Source organism: Pseudomonas sp. Tul2A7 (genome assembly GCF_054790505.1).
The window spans coordinates 1,565,850-1,583,780 of the sequence record NZ_CP186499.1 but is presented as its reverse complement, the minus strand read 5'-3'; the positions used below and the strand labels follow the sequence as shown (position 1 = coordinate 1,583,780).

The following is a 17,931-nucleotide window of genomic DNA, read 5'->3' as shown; positions in this document are numbered from 1 at the left end:
GCAAGTGAGAGTGGACGCAGTTTAGAGGAAGAGCCCGGGGCCCGGGCGACTTCCTTCGGGGAATCTGACGCCCACTTTGCCGATCTTGTTCCCGTCCATGACCGCAACCGTCCAGTGGGTGTTGTTCCATTCCACCTGGTCACCGACGATGGGCGCACCACCGACTTTCTGCGCGATGAAGGCGCCCAGGGTCATGTCCGGATCAATACCCTCGGCCGGCAGGCCATAGAGTGCGGCAACCGCTTTAAGCTGGGCATCTCCTTCGAGTACGAAATCGCCGAAGAAACGCAGATCGAGGCCACGTTGCGGCGCCTGGCTGAACAGTTTTCCGAGGGCGCCGAGGTTGTGTTCATGGCCGATAACACACAGTAAATCATCGACTTCCAGCACCGTACTACCCGACGGATGGAGCAGTTGCTGGCCACGAAACAGTGCAGCGATACGTGTGCCTTCGGGCATTTTCAGTTCGCGCAGGGGCGAACCGATGCACCATTTCTCTGCGCCGAGCTTATAAACGAACAGCTCCCATTCGCTGGTGACGTGGACTTCCAGCGCCGCGCGGGAAATCGGCGCAGGCTCCGGCGGTACCGTCACCTTCAACAGCTTGGCCACCCACGGCAGGCTCGTGCCCTGCACCAGCAGCGACACCAGCACGATGAAGAACGCGAGGTTGAAGTACAGCTGCGCATTCGGCAGCCCGGCCATCAGCGGGAACACCGCAAGAATGATCGGCACCGCACCGCGCAGGCCAACCCAGGAGATAAAGGCTTTTTCGCGCCCGTGGAACGCCTTGAACGGCAGCAGGCCGACCATCACCGACAGCGGCCGCGCAAACAGAATCATCCACAGCGCCAGACCGAGAGCGGGCAGGGCGATCGGCAGCAAATCATGCGGCGTTACCAGCAAACCCAGCACAAGGAACATGCCGATCTGCGCCAGCCATGCCATGCCGTCGAGCATGTGCAGAATGCCGTGACGGCTGCGCACCGGGCGGTTGCCGATCACCAGACCGCACAGATAAACCGCGAGGAAGCCGCTGCCGTGCAGGGCGTTGGTCAGGGCGAATACCACCAGACCGCCGGCAATCACCAGAATCGGATACAGACCCGCCGCCAGATTGATCCGGTTGACCAGTTGCAGCATCAACCAGCCGCCACCGAGACCGATCACGCCGCCGATGCCGAACTCGCGGATCAAGTGGGTCAGCAGACTCCAGTGCAGGCCGGTCTGGCCGCTGGCGAGCATGTCGATCAGAGTGACAGTGAGAAACACCGCCATCGGGTCGTTGCTGCCGGATTCGATTTCAAGAGTCGCGGTGACCCGTTCGTTCAGGCCTTTGCCGCCGAGCAGCGAGAACACCGCTGCGGCGTCCGTCGAGCCAACGATGGCGCCGATCAGCAGGCCCTGAATCAGATTGAGGTCGAACAGCCACGCGGCGGCCATGCCGGTCAACCCGGTGGTGATCAACACCCCAACCGTGGCCAGCGATAGCGCTGGCCATAACGCCACGCGGAAACTCGACACCCGCGTGCGCAAACCACCGTCGAGGAGGATCACCGCCAGTGCGAGGTTGCCGACCAGATAGGCCGTTGGGTAGTTATCGAAAATAATCCCGCCGCCATCGACCCCGGCGGCCATGCCGACAGCGAGGATGATGACCAGAATCGGGATGCCGAGACGGGAGGAGAGGGAGCTGACGAGAATGCTTGCGCCTACCAGCAACGCGCCGATCAAGAACAGGCTGTTGATGGTCGTCGCATTCAAAGGCAGTACTCCAGAAGCGTAAAGACGGGCACAAACTGACCATGCAGTCTGCGTGCCAGCGATTCTAACCTGTTGAAATGTGATGCTGTCAAAAAGGTTTCTACGCTGGGGGATTCGAGGTCTGGGTTCGGCTGGCGATTGCTGCCCTCACCCTAGCCCTCTCCCAGGGGGAGAGGGAACTGATCGAGGTGTTTGTGCGAGGTACGCCGACTTGCAATATCGAGCCGAACTCAAAATCTGAAAGGCCCCCAATCTGCTCCCTTTCCCCCCTCGCCCCTTGGGGGAGAGGGCTGGGGTGAGGGGGTAGCCTTTGATCTTAGAGGCTGAACCGCCCAACCATGTTGTTCAGGTCCAGCGCCAACCGCGACAGTTCATTACTCGCCGCACTGGTCTGATTCGCGCCCGTCGCCGATTGCACCGACAAATCACGAATATTCACCAGATTGCGATCCACTTCCCGCGCCACTTGCGCCTGCTCTTCGGCGGCGCTGGCGATCACCAGGTTGCGCTCGTTGATTTCGACGATGGCGGTGTTGATGGTGTCCAGCGACATGCCGGCACCACGGGCGATGTTCAGGGTCGACTCGGCGCGCTCGGTGCTGTTGCGCATCGAATCCACGGCGTGTTCGGTGCCGCTCTGAATGCTGCCGATCATCCGCTCGATTTCGCTGGTCGACTGCTGGGTACGGTGCGCCAGGGCACGTACTTCATCTGCCACCACCGCAAAACCACGACCGGCCTCACCGGCACGTGCCGCTTCAATCGCTGCGTTCAGTGCCAGCAGGTTGGTCTGATCGGCCAGACCACGAATCACGTCGAGCACCTTGCCGATATCACGGGATTCATTCGCCAGATCACCGATCAGCGAAGCAGTGCTCTGTACATCAGCGCTCATGCGTTCGATGGCGCTGACGGTCTCCTGCACCAGATCACGCCCGTCACCGGCCGAGGTGGTGGCGTTTTTCGAGGCTTCCGAAGTGCTCACGGCGTTGCGCGCGACTTCTTCCACAGCGCTGGTCATCTCGTTGACGGCAGTGGCCGCCTGTTCGATTTCGTTGTTCTGCTGAGTCAGGCCACGCGCGCTTTCGTCGGTGACGCTGTTCAGTTCTTCGGCTGCCGAAGCCAACTGAGTGGCCGAGCCGGAAATACGCTGCAGGGTGTCACGCAGCTTCGATTGCATCTTCGCCATGGCCGCGAGCAGGCGTCCTGCCTCGTCTTCACCGTCAACGTGGATCGGTTGAGTCAGGTTGCCTTCGGCGATGGTTTCCGCAGCTTCCAGTGCTTTGGAGATCGGCTTGGTGATGCTCACGGTCAGCAGCCAGGCGAAGAGGAACGTCAGGCCAGTGGCGATCACCAACAGCGTAACCACAAGGTTGAAAGACATCGAAAACTGATCGCTCGCGCCTTTATCCGTCTCGGCGATTTGCTGAGTGTTGATCTCCAGCAAGCGCGCCAGAGCGGTGTTCACCGCTTCCGAGTTGCTTAGCAAGTCCGAGTTGAGCATCTGCCGCAGCTCATCGATCTGATTGTTGCGCGACAGGGTTTTCATCCGGTCTTCAAGCTGGCGGTACTGCGCGAGCAACTGCACGTATTGATCATAAGCCGCACGTTCTTGCGGGCCGTCGATCAACGGTTCGTAGGCGCGCTGGGCGTCGGCGATCTGCTTGTTGCGCAGCTCGAACAGTTCGAGAGTCTTTTGTTGAACGTCCGGTTCACGGTTGATCAGCAACCGATACGACAAAACGCGCAGGCGCAGGGTCAGTTGGGTGAATTCGTCGAGGGCCTTGATCGAAGGCACGCTGGCCGTGGCGATGTCTTCGCCCGCTGCGCGGATTTTGCTCATCTGATTCAGGGCGAACACACCGAGAATCAGCATCAGGCCGCCGATCAGGGCGAAGCCGGTAAACGCCCGTGGGGCGATATTCATATTGCGAAGGGACATGGGGCGGATACCAAGAGTGGGCCGCGTCCATGCGGGCTGAGACTGCTGTATGGATGACTTATCGGTCATACGACTAAAGTCTTGAGGCGGTGTGCGTATTTGTCGCAGAAGGCTTCGGGCGACGAAGTGCAGGAACCAGATGGGCAGATCACAGTCTTTAAAACTCGCAGGAACGGTCCGCCACCAGGAAAATCAAGGCCTTGCGCCGGTTTAACCCTGGCATCCGTGGTGACTTTTCTTTATCGTACGCGCCCTTTGAAAAACGCTTGGAAGATCAAAATGTTGGAAGCATCCCTCAGCCAATTGGAACAGCTCGTCAGCGACCTGGTGCAACAAAACCAGAGCCTTGCGCAAACCAACCAGACCCTGTCCACGGAACTGGCCCAGGCCAAGGATGAAAACGAAAGCCTGCAACTGAACCTGATGGAGCAGGAAGAAAAGCACGGCGCCACTGCTGCACGCATTCAGGCACTGGTTGATCGCGTCAACGCCGGTCCTGTCAGCGCATGAACCACCACACAGCAGGGGTAAAAGTCGTCTCCATTCTCGGGGAGGACTATTCGATCAAGGCACCGGCCGGGGAAGAACAGACCCTGCTGGACGCGGCCATGATGCTCAAGGCTGCGCTGGACGACACCAAGCGCAAATACCCGACACTGATCGGTGACCGCTTGCTGGTGCTGGCGGCGATGAATCTGTGCTCGCAGCAGATCGAAATGAAGAAGCAACACCAGGAAGAACTCGACCGTTACCAAGAGCAAGTCAGCGCCACGGTCGACACCATCGCCAAGACCATCAACCAGGGTTGATGGAGCTGCGCACAACCAAAGAATAGATTGTCGACTGGGTTGTATACAATCGGCACGGCTGTTGCATTGTTTCGGCCACTTATTCTTTGGGGGTGCTCCATGCAGTTGTGGCGACGCAGTATTCAATGGCAGCTGATTCTCAGCATGGGCACGGCCCTGCTGGTCAGCATCCTGATCGTGGTTGGCATTTATACCCTGGTGGTCAACCGCCTCGCCCAGAGCTATCTGGTCGAACAAGCACTGCCGTCGAGCATCGAAGCGACGCGCAACGATATCGAACGCATCCTCGTGCAACCGCTGACAGCGGCCAAAGACATCGCCAGCAATACGATGGTCCGCGACTGGCTCGCCTCGGGCGAAGACAGCAGCAAAACGGCTGGCTTCGCGCAGTACCTGGAAGGCATCCGCGCCGAACATAAAGCCTTTACCGCTTTGATCATCGGCACCGAATCCAATCACTACATCACCGAAAAAGGTCTGGATCGCACCCTCAGCCGTTCAAAACCGGCTGACGCGTGGTTCTATTCCTTCCTCGATAGCAATCAGCCGCGCACCCTCAATATCGACAACGACGGGGCGACCGGAGAACTGGCGCTGTTCATCGATTTGAAGGTCGAGCAGGCTGGCAAAGTGGTCGGTGTGGCCGGGCTCGGTTTGAGCATGAAAGAGCTGTCGGAGCTGATTCACAACTTCAGCTTTGGCGAGCGCGGCAAGGTCTATCTTGTGCGTTCCGACGGTTTGATCCAGGTGCATCCCGAGGCGCAGTTCAGCGGCAAACGCACCTTGAGCGAGCAGATCGGCGCCAATGCAGCGCAGGCCGTCATGGGCCAGAAAACGGCGATCAGCCGCAGCTTCCAGAGGGATGGCGAAGACTTCCTTGCCTTCAGCCTGCCGTTGCGCGATCTGGGCTGGACTCTGGTGGCAGAAGTGCCGCAATCGCAGATCTACGCCGAAGCCCGTAAAGCGATGTGGATGAGCGGCGGTATCGGTCTGGCCGTAGCACTGGTGTGCCTCGCGTTGGTGGTGTGGCTGGCGCAAGGTTTGGTGCGGCCGATTCGCCAAGTAACAGCTGCGTTGGTAGCAATCGGTAGCGGTGGGGGAGATTTGACCCACCGGTTAGATTCCAGTCGCGCCGATGAGTTGGGCGACCTTGCACGTGGCTTCAACCGTTTTCTCGACAGCCAGCGCGGGATGATCGCTGAAGTGCTGACCACCAGCGAACGTCTGCGTACGGCTGTGGGGCAAGTGGCGAAAGTGGTGGAAAACACCGCCGAGCGTTCCGGCCGTCAGCAGGAAATGACCGACATGGTCGCGACTGCGGTTCACGAGATGGGCCTGACGGTTCAGGAGATTGCGCAGAACGCCGGTAATGCGGCACTGGCCTCGCAAACCGCGCGCGATGAAGCGCTGCAGGCGCGGGAAGTGGTCGGCGGCTCGATCCGGCATATTGAAAGCATGTCCGATGAGATTGGCGTAGCGGCTGGCGCGGTGGGTGAATTGGCGCACCAAGTGGCCTCGATTGATTCGGTGCTGGCGGTGATTCGCGGGGTGTCCGAGCAGACCAACCTGTTGGCGCTCAACGCGGCGATTGAAGCGGCGCGCGCCGGCGATATGGGCCGCGGCTTTGCGGTTGTCGCTGATGAAGTGCGCACCTTGGCGCGACGCACTCAAGCGTCTACTGACGAGATTCAACAGATGATCGGCAGCCTCAAGCAAGGTGCGGAAAACGCCGTTTCGTCGATGCGCACGGGGCAGGCGGCAACTGGCACCGGGGTTGAGTCGAGTCAGCGCACCGGGGCGTCGCTGACGGCGATTACCGGTCAGGTCGAGCGCATCAGCGACATGAACCATCAGGTGGCGACGGCGACGGAAGAGCAGTCGGCGGTGACGGAAGAGATCAACCGTAATGTGCAGGGGATTTCCGATCTGGCGCGGGCGACGGCGGGGGAGGTACGGGCCTGTCGTGCGGATTGTCAGATGTTGCAGAGGCTGGCGGATGATCTGGCGCGGCAGATGGGTGGGTTCAAGTTGAGCTGAGTGCTGAAGCAGAGAAGCCCCTCACCCTAGCCCTCTCCCGGAGGGAGAGGGGACTGACCGAGGTGTCTTTCGCTATACATCGACCTGAAAACGCCAGTCGATTATGGATTCGGTGAGCTTCTTTCAGGTCGACGGAGTATTCAAGCATCCCCCGTTCGGCCCCCTCTCCCTCCGGGAGAGGGCTGGGGTGAGGGTAGGCTTTCAGAACCACGCATCCTGCATCGCCAGACACGTATCATCCCGCGCCTCCAGCAACGCCAGTTCATGGTGACAACCCGGCACTTCCCACGTCAGAAAATACCGCGCCGCCTGCAGCTTGCCCTTATAGAAGTCGATATCCGCCGCATTACCTTTCAGCAACCCTTCCTCAGCACGAATCGCCTGCTCCAGCCAGCGCCAGCCAATCACCGTGTGCCCGAACACCTTCAGGTACAACGCCGAATTCGCCAGGCTGCTATTGACCTTGCCTTGCCCCAGATCAGTCAACAAACCGATGGTCACCGTTTGCAGGCGCGCGACCAGTTTTTCCAGGGGCTCACGCAGTGCGGTCAGCGATTCATGCGCCGTTGCGCGCTCTGCCGTGGTGGCGATCAGTCGAATCAATTGCTTCAATCCCGCGCCACCGTTCTGCGCCAATTTACGCCCGAGCAAGTCCAGTGACTGAATGCCGTGAGTGCCTTCGTGGATCGGGTTCAAGCGGTTGTCGCGGTAATACTGCTCCACCGGGTATTCACGGGTGTAGCCGTGGCCGCCAAGAATCTGGATCGCCAGTTCGTTGGCCTTGAGGCAGAACTCCGACGGCCAGGATTTGACGATCGGCGTCAGCAGATCCAGCAATTCATGAGCCTGTTTACGTTCGGCTTCGCTCTCAAGTGTGGTGGTGTCATCGAACAAACGCGCCGCGTACAGACCGAGATCAAATGCACCTTCGACGTAGGATTTTTGCGTCAAGAGCATGCGTCGTACATCGGCGTGTTGAATGATCGCCACCGGAGCGGTGGTCGGGTCCTTGCTGTCCGGCACTCGGCCCTGCGGCCGCTCGCGGGCGTACTCCAGCGAATACAGGTAACCGGCATAACCGAGCATCACCGCGCCCATGCCGACGCCGATCCGTGCCTCGTTCATCATCTGGAACATGTAGCTCAAACCGCGATGCGGCTCGCCCACCAGATAGCCGACGCACTCACCGTTATCGCCGAAGTTCAGCGCTGTGGAGGTGGTGCCGCGCCAACCCATCTTGTGAAACAGCCCGGCCAGCAGCACATCGTTACGCTGGCCGAGGCTGCCGTCATCGTTGACCAGAAACTTCGGCACGATGAACAGCGAGATACCTTTAACGCCCGCAGGCGCGTCGGGCAGCTTGGCCAGGACCATGTGCACGATGTTCTCCGACAGCGGGTGATCGCCGCCGGAAATGAAGATCTTGTTGCCCTTCAGGCGATAAGTGCCGTCGGACGCCGGCTCGGCGCGCGTACGAATATCCGACAGCGATGATCCTGCGTGGGGCTCGGTCAGGGCCATGGTGCCGAAGAAGCGGCCATCGATCATCGGTTGCAGAAAGCGTTGTTTCTGTTCGTTAGTGCCGAAGCTTTCGATGAGGTTCGCCGCGCCCATGGTCAGGAACGGGTAGGACGTCGAAGCCGCGTTGGCTGACTGGAAATGCGCGAAGCAGGCTTGCGACAGCAGTGTAGGAAGCTGCATGCCACCGGCATCGAAACTTCTCGCAGCGTTGAGGAATCCGGCTTCAAGGAAGGCATCCACCGCTGGTTTCACTTCAGGAATCAGAATCGCCTGACCGTCTTCGTAGCGCGGCTCGTTCTCGTCGCCCTTGCGGTTGTGCGGTGCGAAGTACTTCTCGGCGATGTTGCGCGCGGTGCCGATGGCGGCGTCGAAGGTCTCGCGGTTGTGCTCGGCAAAGCGCTCACGCCGGGTCAGGCCCTCGGCATCAAGGACTTCGTACAGCTCGAAAGCCAGATTGCGGGAACTGAGCAGCGTCTCGGACATGGCGGCCTACCTGAAATTGGGGTTGGGCCGAGTCTAGGCGTGCTGATAAAGGCTGAACAGGATGATTGATCGCGGTGATGTTAGAGCCGAGCACCAACTTAACAAACACCCCAAAACAACTGTGGGAGCGAGCCTGCTCGCGAAAGCGGTGGTTCAGGCAACATTGATGTCGACTGACACTCCGTCTTCGCGAGCAGGCTCGCTCCCACAGGGGAATTGCAATCCAGGCGGCCATTGCGGTCGCCTGGGCTTACAGCGGTTTAGCCGATGGTCATCAAGCTCGCATTACCACCCGCCGCCGCAGTGTTAACGCTCAACGCGCGCTCGATCACCAGACGCTCCAGCGCAATGTTGGTCTCGCCCTGGGACAAGCCCTGAACCCCAACAATCGCGCCGGCACGCTTGGCAATCTGCTGGCAAACGCCGCGCAACTGGTCGGAATGGCCGTGATGCAGAACCGCATCAAACACCACGTCGTCTTTATTCCAGTCGGCAACCAGCTTGATTCGCGCCTGAATCTCCTTCGGCAGGCGTGCGAACAATGCCTTGCTGATGTCGGACTCTGGCCACACCGCCGAACCACCTACCGCCAGCACCGCTGCCAGTTGCGTCAGCAGATCGCCTTCAACCTCGGCCAGGCACAGCACGTGCTCGCGCGGCAGAATCGCGTAGCTGTTTTTCTCACCGGTCGGGCCGGCCAGCACGCGAGTGATGCCGCTCTGCGATTGCGCAGCGTACTGCACGCAGAGGGTGCTCAGGTCAGCGAACTTGTTGCTGTCAGCCCAGGCTTTCAGCGCGTTCAGCGGTTTGCTCATGGCATCGCGCAGACGAACGTCCGGGGCGATAACGGCATCACCGCGAGCGAAGGATTGTTCGATGGCATCAGTAGGACGTGTCGCCAGCAAACGGTACAGGTACAGCGGGCCACCGGCTTTCGGGCCAGTACCCGACAGGCCTTCGCCGCCGAATGGCTGCACGCCGACCACAGCACCAACGATGTTGCGGTTAACGTAGACGTTACCGGCATTGACGTTGTCGATCACCTTGGCGATGGTCTCGTCGATACGGGTGTGCACGCCCAGCGTCAGGCCATAACCGGAAGCGTTGATCTGGCCGATCAGTTGATCGATCTCTTTACGCTTGTAGCGCACCACGTGCAGCACCGGACCGAAGATCTCGCGTTGCAGCTCGTCGAAGCTTTCCAGTTCGATCAGGGTCGGCATGACGAAGGTGCCGCGTTTGACTTCTTCAGTGTCGGCAATCGCCACTTGGTACACGTTGCGACCTTTATCGCGCATGCCCTGGATGTGCTTGTCGATGCCAGCCTTGGCTTCGGCGTCGATCACCGGGCCGATGTCCACGGACAGGCGCTCAGGGTTGCCGAGACGGCTTTCCGCCATCGCGCCTTTGAGCATTTCGATGACGCGATCGGCGGAATCTTCCTGCAGGCACAGGACCCGCAGCGCCGAGCAACGCTGACCGGCGCTGTCGAAGGCCGAGGACACCACGTCGATCACGACTTGTTCGGTCAGTGCCGAGGAGTCGACGATCATCGCGTTCTGCCCACCAGTTTCGGCGATCAGCGGAATCGGACGGCCCTGGCTGTCGAGACGGCCAGCAATATTACGTTGCAGCAGACGTGCGACTTCGGTGGAACCGGTGAACATCACGCCTTTGACGCGCTCATCGCCAACCAGACCAGCACCGACGGTTTCACCGCGACCCGGCAGCAGTTGCAACACGCCTTCCGGAATCCCGGCTTCGAGCAGCAAACGCACGGCTTGAGCAGCCACCAGCGGAGTTTGCTCGGCAGGCTTGGCCAATACCGGGTTACCGGCGGCCAATGCCGCAGCGACTTGACCGCTGAAGATCGCCAGCGGGAAGTTCCACGGGCTGATGCACACCACCGGACCCAGTGGGCGATGGGCGTCATTGCTGAAATCGTTGCGCGCCTGCACTGCGTAGTAACGCAGGAAGTCGACCGCTTCGCGGACTTCGGCGATGGCGTTGGCGTAGGTCTTGCCGGCTTCGCGAGCCAACAGGCCCATCAGCGGCTGGATCTCGCCTTCCATCAAGTCGGCGGCACGTTCCAGAATCGCCGCGCGTTCGGCTGGCGGGGTGGCCTGCCAGATCGGTGCGGCGTTCAGGGCGCACTGAATGGCGTTGTCGACGTCTTCGACGGTGGCTTCTTGAACATGACCGACCACATCACGGTGGTCCGACGGGTTCAGAACGGCTGCCGGTGTTTCGTTGCTGGAGGCGCAACCGAGCATCGGCGCGGCTTTCCAGTCGTTGTGGGCAGTGGCGAGCAATGCGCAGGACAGCGAGGCCAGACGATGTTCGTTGGCCATGTCGATGCCGCTGGAGTTGGCACGTTCGGCACCGTACAGGTCACGCGGCAGCGGAATGCGCGGGTGCGGCAGGCCGAAACCACCTTCCACGGTCGCCATCTGCTCGATCTGCGCAACCGGGTCGGCCACCAGTTCCTGGATCGAAATCGACTGGTCGGCGATACGGTTGACGAACGAAGTGTTCGCGCCGTTTTCCAGCAGTCGACGTACCAGATACGCCAACAGGGTTTCGTGAATGCCGACCGGTGCATACACGCGGCACGGACGGTTCAGCTTGCCTTCGGAAACTTTGCCGACAACCTGCTCGTAGAGCGGTTCGCCCATGCCGTGCAGGCACTGGAATTCGTACTGCCCCGGGTAATAGTTCTGACCGGCAATGTGGTAAATAGCCGACAGGGTGTGGGCGTTGTGCGTGGCGAACTGCGGGTAGATGACTTCCGGCACCGACAGCAGTTTGCGTGCGCATGCGATGTAGGAAACGTCGGTGTACACCTTGCGGGTATAGACCGGATAGCCTTCCAGGCCTTCGACCTGGGCGCGTTTGATTTCGCTGTCCCAGTACGCGCCCTTCACCAGACGGATCATCAGGCGATGACGGCTGCGGCGAGCCAGATCGATCACGTAGTCGATCACGTACGGGCAACGCTTCTGGTAAGCCTGGATGACGAAACCGATGCCGTTCCAGCCAGTCAGTTGCGGCTCGAAGCACAGGCGCTCAAGCAGATCCAGCGACAGTTCGAGACGGTCGGCTTCTTCGGCATCGATGTTCAGGCCGATGTCGTATTGCTTGGCCAGCAGGGTCAGCGACAGCAGACGCGGGTACAGCTCGTCCATCACACGCTCGTACTGCGCACGGCTGTAACGCGGGTGCAGTGCCGACAACTTGATGGAGATGCCCGGGCCTTCATAAATCCCACGACCGTGGGAGGCTTTGCCGATCGAGTGAATGGCTTGTTCGTACGACGCCAGGTACTTCTGCGCATCGTGTTCGGTCAACGCCGCTTCACCGAGCATGTCGTAGGAATAACGGAAGCCCTTGGCTTCGAACTTGCTCGCGTTGGCCAGCGCTTCGGCGATGGTTTCGCCGGTGACGAACTGCTCGCCCATCAGGCGCATGGCCATGTCGACGCCCTTACGGATCATCGGCTCGCCGCTCTTGCCGATGATGCGGCTCAGCGACGACGTCAGGCCGGCTTCGTTGTGCGTCGAGACCAGTTTGCCGGTCAGCAGCAGGCCCCAAGTGGCCGCGTTAACGAACAGCGACGGGCTGTTGCCCAAATGTGGATGCCAGTTGCCGGTGCTGATCTTGTCGCGGATCAGTGCATCGCGCGTGCCCTTGTCCGGGATACGCAGCAGCGCTTCGGCGAGGCACATCAGCGCCACGCCTTCCTGGGACGACAGGGAAAATTCCTGCAGCAGACCCTGAACAATGCCTGCACGACCGCCGGCACTTTTCTGGTTACGCAGTTTTTCCGCGATGGCGGCGGCGAGTTTGTTGGTGGCTTCTGCCATCGGCGCTGGCAGGCGAGCCTGCTCGATCAGCATCGGCACCACTTCCGGCTCAGGGCGGCGGTAAGCGGCAGTGATCGAAGCGCGCAGAACGGACTGCGGCAGGATGCTTTCGGCGAATTCGAGGAAGCATTGGTGGGCGTGATCGGTGTGCACTTCGCCCGCCTCATCGGCGTCCTTGGCGGTCAAACCGTTCAGCTCGGTCAGGGTTGCACCACCCTCGAGTTTTTCCAGGTAATTGAAAATTGCCTGCTTGATCAGCCAGTGCGGCGTGCGATCAATCGAGGTTGCGGCGGCCTTCAGGCGTTCGCGGGTCGGGTCATCGAGTTTGACCCCAAGGGTGGTGGTAGCCATATTTTTATCCTCATGGTTGCCACAGTTGCGTGGCATCAGCTGGCGGCAAGATTAGCCGTGCGCCGAATGAGGTGCAACCGGGTGCAACCCTTTTTTTGTCGGAAAAATAAACGCTTCGTCAGGAATTATTTTCTGGTACGCAAGTGCCGCACTTGCTTGGTGCTTTTACTTCTAGCAACACCCTCTGACTGCGCTAAAAGGGAGCAAAAACTGCCTGTTTCCCGGAATATCCGACTAGGTGCAACTAATTCTCGCGAAACTGGTTGCACCTTTTTTGGTTTGTTGCATAGCATTCGCGCCCTAGGTGCAACCGGGATACCCCGGTGCATCGGCTGGTGGCTTTCCTGGGGAAACATCAGTCCTAAATGCGCGGGATCGCGAATCGTCTGCCAAACGTCACTGTTTGCACGCGGTTCATCACCGCTGCTACATAAAAACAAAGCCAGGGCGTAACTTAATGAGCGTAAGCAATCCAACACTGATCACGTTCGTGATCTACATCGCAGCAATGGTGCTGATCGGCTTCATGGCCTATCGCTCCACCAACAACCTTTCTGACTATATTCTCGGGGGTCGCAGCCTCGGCAGCGTCGTCACCGCGCTGTCTGCCGGTGCTTCCGACATGAGCGGCTGGTTGTTGATGGGCCTGCCGGGCGCCATTTACATGTCCGGTCTGTCCGAAAGCTGGATCGCCATCGGTCTGATCGTCGGTGCTTATCTGAACTGGCTGTTCGTCGCCGGCCGTCTGCGCGTGCAGACCGAGCACAACGGTGATGCCCTGACCCTGCCGGACTACTTCTCCAGCCGTTTCGAAGACAAAAGCGGTTTGCTGCGCATTATTTCGGCAATCGTGATCCTGGTGTTCTTCACCATTTACTGCGCCTCCGGCATCGTCGCTGGCGCCCGTCTGTTCGAAAGCACCTTCGGCATGTCCTACGAGACCGCGCTGTGGGCCGGTGCTGCAGCGACAATTGCCTACACCTTCGTCGGCGGTTTCCTCGCGGTAAGCTGGACTGACACCGTACAAGCCACGCTGATGATTTTCGCGCTGATCCTTACGCCGATCATCGTCCTGCTGGCCACTGGCGGCGTCGACACCACCTTCCTGGCCATCGAAGCCAATGATCCAAGCAACTTCGACATGCTCAAAGGCACCACCTTCATCGGCATCATCTCGCTGATGGGCTGGGGTCTGGGCTACTTCGGTCAGCCGCACATCCTCGCGCGTTTCATGGCGGCGGACTCGGTGAAATCGATCGCCAAGGCGCGTCGCATTTCCATGACCTGGATGATCCTGTGCCTGGGCGGCACCGTGGCCGTGGGCTTCTTCGGTATCGCTTACTTCTCGGCACACCCGGAAGTGGCCGGTCCCGTGACCGAGAACCACGAGCGCGTGTTCATCGAACTGGCCAAACTGCTGTTCAACCCATGGATCGCCGGTGTGCTGTTGTCGGCCATTCTGGCTGCGGTGATGAGCACCCTGAGCTGCCAGTTGCTGGTGTGCTCGAGCGCCCTGACCGAAGACTTCTACAAAACCTTCCTGCGTAAATCCGCTTCTCAGGTTGAGCTGGTCTGGGTCGGCCGCGCCATGGTGCTGTTGGTTGCACTGATCGCGATCGCCTTGGCCGCCAACCCGGAAAACCGCGTACTGGGTCTGGTGTCCTACGCTTGGGCTGGTTTCGGTGCTGCGTTCGGTCCGGTTGTGCTGATCTCGGTTATCTGGAAAGAAATGACCCGCGACGGCGCACTGGCCGGTATTCTGGTCGGCGCGATCACCGTGGTGGTCTGGAAGCATTTCGAACTGCTGGGTCTGTACGAAATCATCCCGGGCTTCATCTTCGCCAGCCTGGCCATCTACATCGTCAGCAAGATGGGCGAGCCGACCAGAGGCATGGTGCAGCGCTTCGAAGCGGCGGAAAAAGATTTCCACCTGAACAAGTGATTGTTCTGAGCTGAGGCTCACCCGAAAACGGCTCGTTTCCTACAGGATACGGGCCGTTTTTTTGTGCCTGTGATTTATCTGATTCACCGCGCTCCCCTGTAGGAGTGAGCCTGCTCGCGATGGCGGTGTGTCAGTCGACATCAATACTGAATGTCAGACCGCTATCGCGAGCAGGCTCACTCCTACAGGGGTTCGGTGGTGGTTTTGGAGGATTTGTCTGTAGTTGAAGGCGCCGATTTTTGCAGGGTTTTTCATCAATGAAAGTAGGGCAAATCTGATTTTCCCGTCACCCATTCATCACCCGTTGCCCCTCATGCAGAATCGCCCGCCCTCACACTGCAGAGAGACATCGGATGTTCGCGCCTGCCAATCAACCGCGTTTCACGTTGACCCTCGAAGGCGCCCAACATGACCTCAAAGTCCTTGAGTTCACGGGCAAGGAAGCCATCAGCCAACCCTTTCGTTTCGAGCTGGAACTGGTCAGTGAACGACCGGATCTGGATCTCGAAAGCCTGCTGCATTGTCAGGCGTTTCTGAGTTTTGATGCGGGCGGTGCCGGTATCCACGGTCAGATTTATCAGGTCGGGCAGGGCGATTCGGGGAAACGTCTGACGCGCTATCACTTAAGCCTCGTGCCACGTCTGACGTATCTGGGACACCGCATCAATCAGCGGATTTTCCAGCATCAGAGCGTGCCGCAAATTGTTGCGCAGGTGCTTAAGGATCACGCGATCCTTCGGGATGCTTTCGAGTTTCGGTTAGGCAGCGAATACCCGGTTCGTGAGTATTGCGTGCAGTGCGCCGAGAGCGATCTGGCGTTTATTCAGCGCCTGTGTGCCGAGGTCGGCATTCATTACCACTTTCAGCACAGCCCCGACGCGCACGTACTGGTGTTCGGTGATGACCAGACGGTGTTTCCAAAACTGGCCACGCCGACCCTTTATTTGCCGGGCAGTGGCATGTCTGCCGGAGCCCCGGCGATTCAGCGTTTCAACGTGCGCGTGGAAACCCGCACCAGCGTGGTCACTCGGCGCGACTACAACTTCGAAAAGCCCCGTCTGCACCTGCAAAGTCGTGTCGACGGCGAGCAGCGCCCAGTGCTGGAGGACTATCACTTCCCTGGCCAATTCAACGATCGTGAAACCGGCAAGCACCTCGCCCAGCGTGCACTTGAGCGACATGTCGCCGATTACCGTCAGGCCGAAGGCATCAGCGACGAATCCGCACTGGTTTGCGGACATTTCCTGCAATTGACCGAGCATCCGCGCCACGACTGGAACGACCTGTGGCTGCTGACTGCCGTCGAACACCATGGCCGCCAGCCACAAGTGCTGGAGGAATCGGTGATCAGTGATGGGGACGCTTTCCAGGGTTACCGTAATAGCTTTCTCGCCACGCCGTGGGACGTGTTTTTCCGCCCGGCGCTGGGGCCGGAGAAGCCGCGCATGCTGGGCTATCAACCGGCGGTTGTAACCGGGCCGAAAGATACGGAAATCCACTGCGACGAGTACGGTCGGGTCAAGGTGCAACTGGCTTGGGATCGCGACGGTGAATTGAACGAGCATTCCAGTTGCTGGCTGCGCGTTGCCACTAACTGGGCGCACGACCGTTACGGCAGCGTGTTGATCCCGCGAGTCGGCATGGAAGTGCTGGTTGGCTTCATCGATGCCGACGCCGATAAACCGCTGGTCATGGGTTGCCTGCCGAACGCTGCAACCCCGGTGCCGCTGGACCTTCCCGCCGATAAAACCCGCAGCATCTTCCGCAGCCAGAGCAGCCCCGGTGGCGGGGGCTACAACGAACTGCGCATCGAGGACAAAAAAGGCGCCGAGGAAATCTACCTGCGCGCCCAGCGCAACTGGACCCAACATGTGTTGCACGATCAACAGGTGCAGGTCGATAACCAGCGCAGCATCGTCGTCACGGGCATGGCCAAACATGAATTGAAGGCCGACGAACAACGCATCACCCACGGCCAGCGGCAGACCGAAGTGAGGCAGGACGATCATCTGACGGTAGTCGGCGATCGGCATATCCGCGTGAGCAATCAGGCGACCAGCGCCAGTGCGCAGTTCCACGTCAGCGCCGGCCAGCAAGTGGTGATCGACGGTGGCGCCAGTGCGACGATTCAGGCCGGCGGGCAGTGGATCAACATCGGCCCCGGCGGGATTTTCAGCAGCGTGCCGATTGTAGTGGGTGGTGCGCCGATGGCGGCGATGAGTGCCGCGCCGGTTGTACCGGGATTGCCGGAGAAACTCGCCGCCGCGCCGGCTGCCATGCTGACTGCTGCACAAATCATGAGCTTCAAGGGTGATGCGCCATTCTGCGAAGAGTGCGAGCGTTGCAAGGACGGTCTCTGTGCAGCCTGATTTTCTTTTGCCTGCCGATTGGTTGGCGCGGGAGCCGTTGAAAACTTCCGAGCAGTTGTTTGCGGTTTTCAGTAATGCCAGTGAGGCAAAACCGCCTGCCGCTTGGCGAGAAACGGCGAGCCCGATCTGGGCCGAGACGATCTATGCCGAGTGGGATGCGGTGATGCCTTACGTGGGAATTGTCGCCGCCGACAGTGAGTTTCTGCATTGGATCGCAACCAACGGGTCACAGGATTGGGGTTGGCTGGCGGTTTCTTCGGCGAGCCTTGAAGAGGTGGTGGCGCACTTTCACAGCCTGACCCAAGTGCTGATGCCTGGCGGCAAAACGGTGTTTTTTCGTTTTTGGGACGGGCGGTTTCTGTTGCCGATTTTGCAGGCCGATGAGGTGGGCGCGGCGCAGCTGTTTCCTCTGATCGGGCGTTGTTTGATCAATGGTCAGGCGCTGGAAATTGGTGGCAGGGCGCAGGTTTCGGGGCGGATATTTCCTTGGTGGCAGGTGCCGGAATCGGTGCTGGCGCAGCAGGGTAATGACGTTCGAACGGCTAATGCGTTGCAGTGGTTGAGCGAAGAATATCCGGTTCTTTTCGAGGCCTTTCCCGAGGCGGTTTTGCGTTGCAAGGTGAGGCGGTTTTTTCAGGTTTCAATGTCGGAAGATTCGTCGCAATCGGCGTTGCTGGCGTTTTTGCTGGCAGAGTCAGAGTGAGTTTTCGGGGCGAAGGTCTCGGACGATTCCTTCGAGTTGCGGCGGTTTTGATGAACTGGTGGGCGGTGGGTTGCAGGGATAGTCTTTTCGTTGTCACTGCGAGAGTGGTGGCAGGGTGTAGGAACCCTTGGAATTTACCGTGCACCA

General features: G+C 59.7%; 9 protein-coding genes and 2 pseudogenes. 6 read left to right on the top strand and 5 right to left on the bottom strand.

Annotated features, from left to right (window positions below; translation table 11 throughout):
- Positions 1–21: 21 nt before the first annotated feature.
- From ACOYXJ_RS07100 to ACOYXJ_RS07090, 3 genes and pseudogenes are all read right to left on the bottom strand, one after another.
- On the bottom strand, positions 22–1,764 hold the full coding sequence (locus tag ACOYXJ_RS07100; protein WP_095120691.1) for a potassium/proton antiporter: 1,743 nt from the start codon (positions 1,762–1,764) through the stop codon (positions 22–24).
- Positions 1,765–2,080: 316 nt separating this feature from the next.
- Positions 2,081–2,680 (bottom strand): annotated as a pseudogene (locus ACOYXJ_RS07095) (methyl-accepting chemotaxis protein); the annotation flags it as partial.
- Positions 2,681–2,983: 303 nt separating this feature from the next.
- Positions 2,984–3,640: pseudogene (locus tag ACOYXJ_RS07090) on the bottom strand (MCP four helix bundle domain-containing protein); the annotation flags it as partial.
- Between the two features lie 345 nt (positions 3,641–3,985).
- Between ACOYXJ_RS07090 and ACOYXJ_RS07085 the strand changes: the two are divergent.
- The 3 genes from ACOYXJ_RS07085 (at position 3,986) to ACOYXJ_RS07075 (ending at position 6,552) form a co-directional block, all read left to right on the top strand.
- On the top strand, positions 3,986–4,216 hold the full coding sequence (locus tag ACOYXJ_RS07085; RefSeq protein WP_016987570.1) for a hypothetical protein: 231 nt from the start codon (positions 3,986–3,988) through the stop codon (positions 4,214–4,216).
- Positions 4,213–4,515 carry a cell division protein ZapA gene (locus tag ACOYXJ_RS07080; RefSeq protein ID WP_016987569.1) on the top strand — a complete coding sequence of 101 codons (303 nt, stop codon included), beginning with the start codon at positions 4,213–4,215 and terminating at the stop codon, positions 4,513–4,515. Before ACOYXJ_RS07085 ends, ACOYXJ_RS07080 begins: the two co-directional genes overlap by 4 nt.
- Before the next feature lie 99 nt (positions 4,516–4,614).
- Complete coding sequence (locus tag ACOYXJ_RS07075; RefSeq protein ID WP_460380881.1) at positions 4,615–6,552, top strand: methyl-accepting chemotaxis protein; 1,938 nt, start codon at positions 4,615–4,617, stop codon at positions 6,550–6,552.
- A gap of 201 nt (positions 6,553–6,753) precedes the next feature.
- Here the strand turns inward: ACOYXJ_RS07075 and ACOYXJ_RS07070 are convergent, their stop codons facing one another.
- Both ACOYXJ_RS07070 and putA read right to left on the bottom strand, forming a co-directional pair.
- Positions 6,754–8,556, bottom strand: coding sequence for an acyl-CoA dehydrogenase (locus tag ACOYXJ_RS07070; RefSeq protein ID WP_460368654.1), 1,803 nt, complete (start codon positions 8,554–8,556; stop codon positions 6,754–6,756).
- 260 nt (positions 8,557–8,816) lie between these two features.
- Positions 8,817–12,770 carry a trifunctional transcriptional regulator/proline dehydrogenase/L-glutamate gamma-semialdehyde dehydrogenase gene (putA, locus tag ACOYXJ_RS07065; protein WP_460368652.1) on the bottom strand — a complete coding sequence of 1,318 codons (3,954 nt, stop codon included), beginning with the start codon at positions 12,768–12,770 and terminating at the stop codon, positions 8,817–8,819.
- A 457-nt stretch (positions 12,771–13,227) separates the two neighbouring features.
- Here putA and putP point away from each other — a divergent pair, with 457 nt between their 5' ends.
- From putP to ACOYXJ_RS07050, 3 genes are all read left to right on the top strand, one after another.
- Positions 13,228–14,712 (top strand): sodium/proline symporter PutP, encoded by a 1,485-nt coding sequence (gene putP / locus ACOYXJ_RS07060; protein WP_095120686.1) that lies wholly within the window; start codon positions 13,228–13,230, stop codon positions 14,710–14,712.
- 353 nt (positions 14,713–15,065) lie between these two features.
- Complete coding sequence (locus tag ACOYXJ_RS07055; RefSeq protein ID WP_460368650.1) at positions 15,066–17,081, top strand: type VI secretion system Vgr family protein; 2,016 nt, start codon at positions 15,066–15,068, stop codon at positions 17,079–17,081.
- Positions 17,071–17,784, top strand: a complete 714-nt coding sequence (locus ACOYXJ_RS07050) for a DUF4123 domain-containing protein (RefSeq protein ID WP_460368648.1) — start codon at positions 17,071–17,073, stop codon at positions 17,782–17,784. Before ACOYXJ_RS07055 ends, ACOYXJ_RS07050 begins: the two co-directional genes overlap by 11 nt.
- Positions 17,785–17,931: the final 147 nt, after the last annotated feature.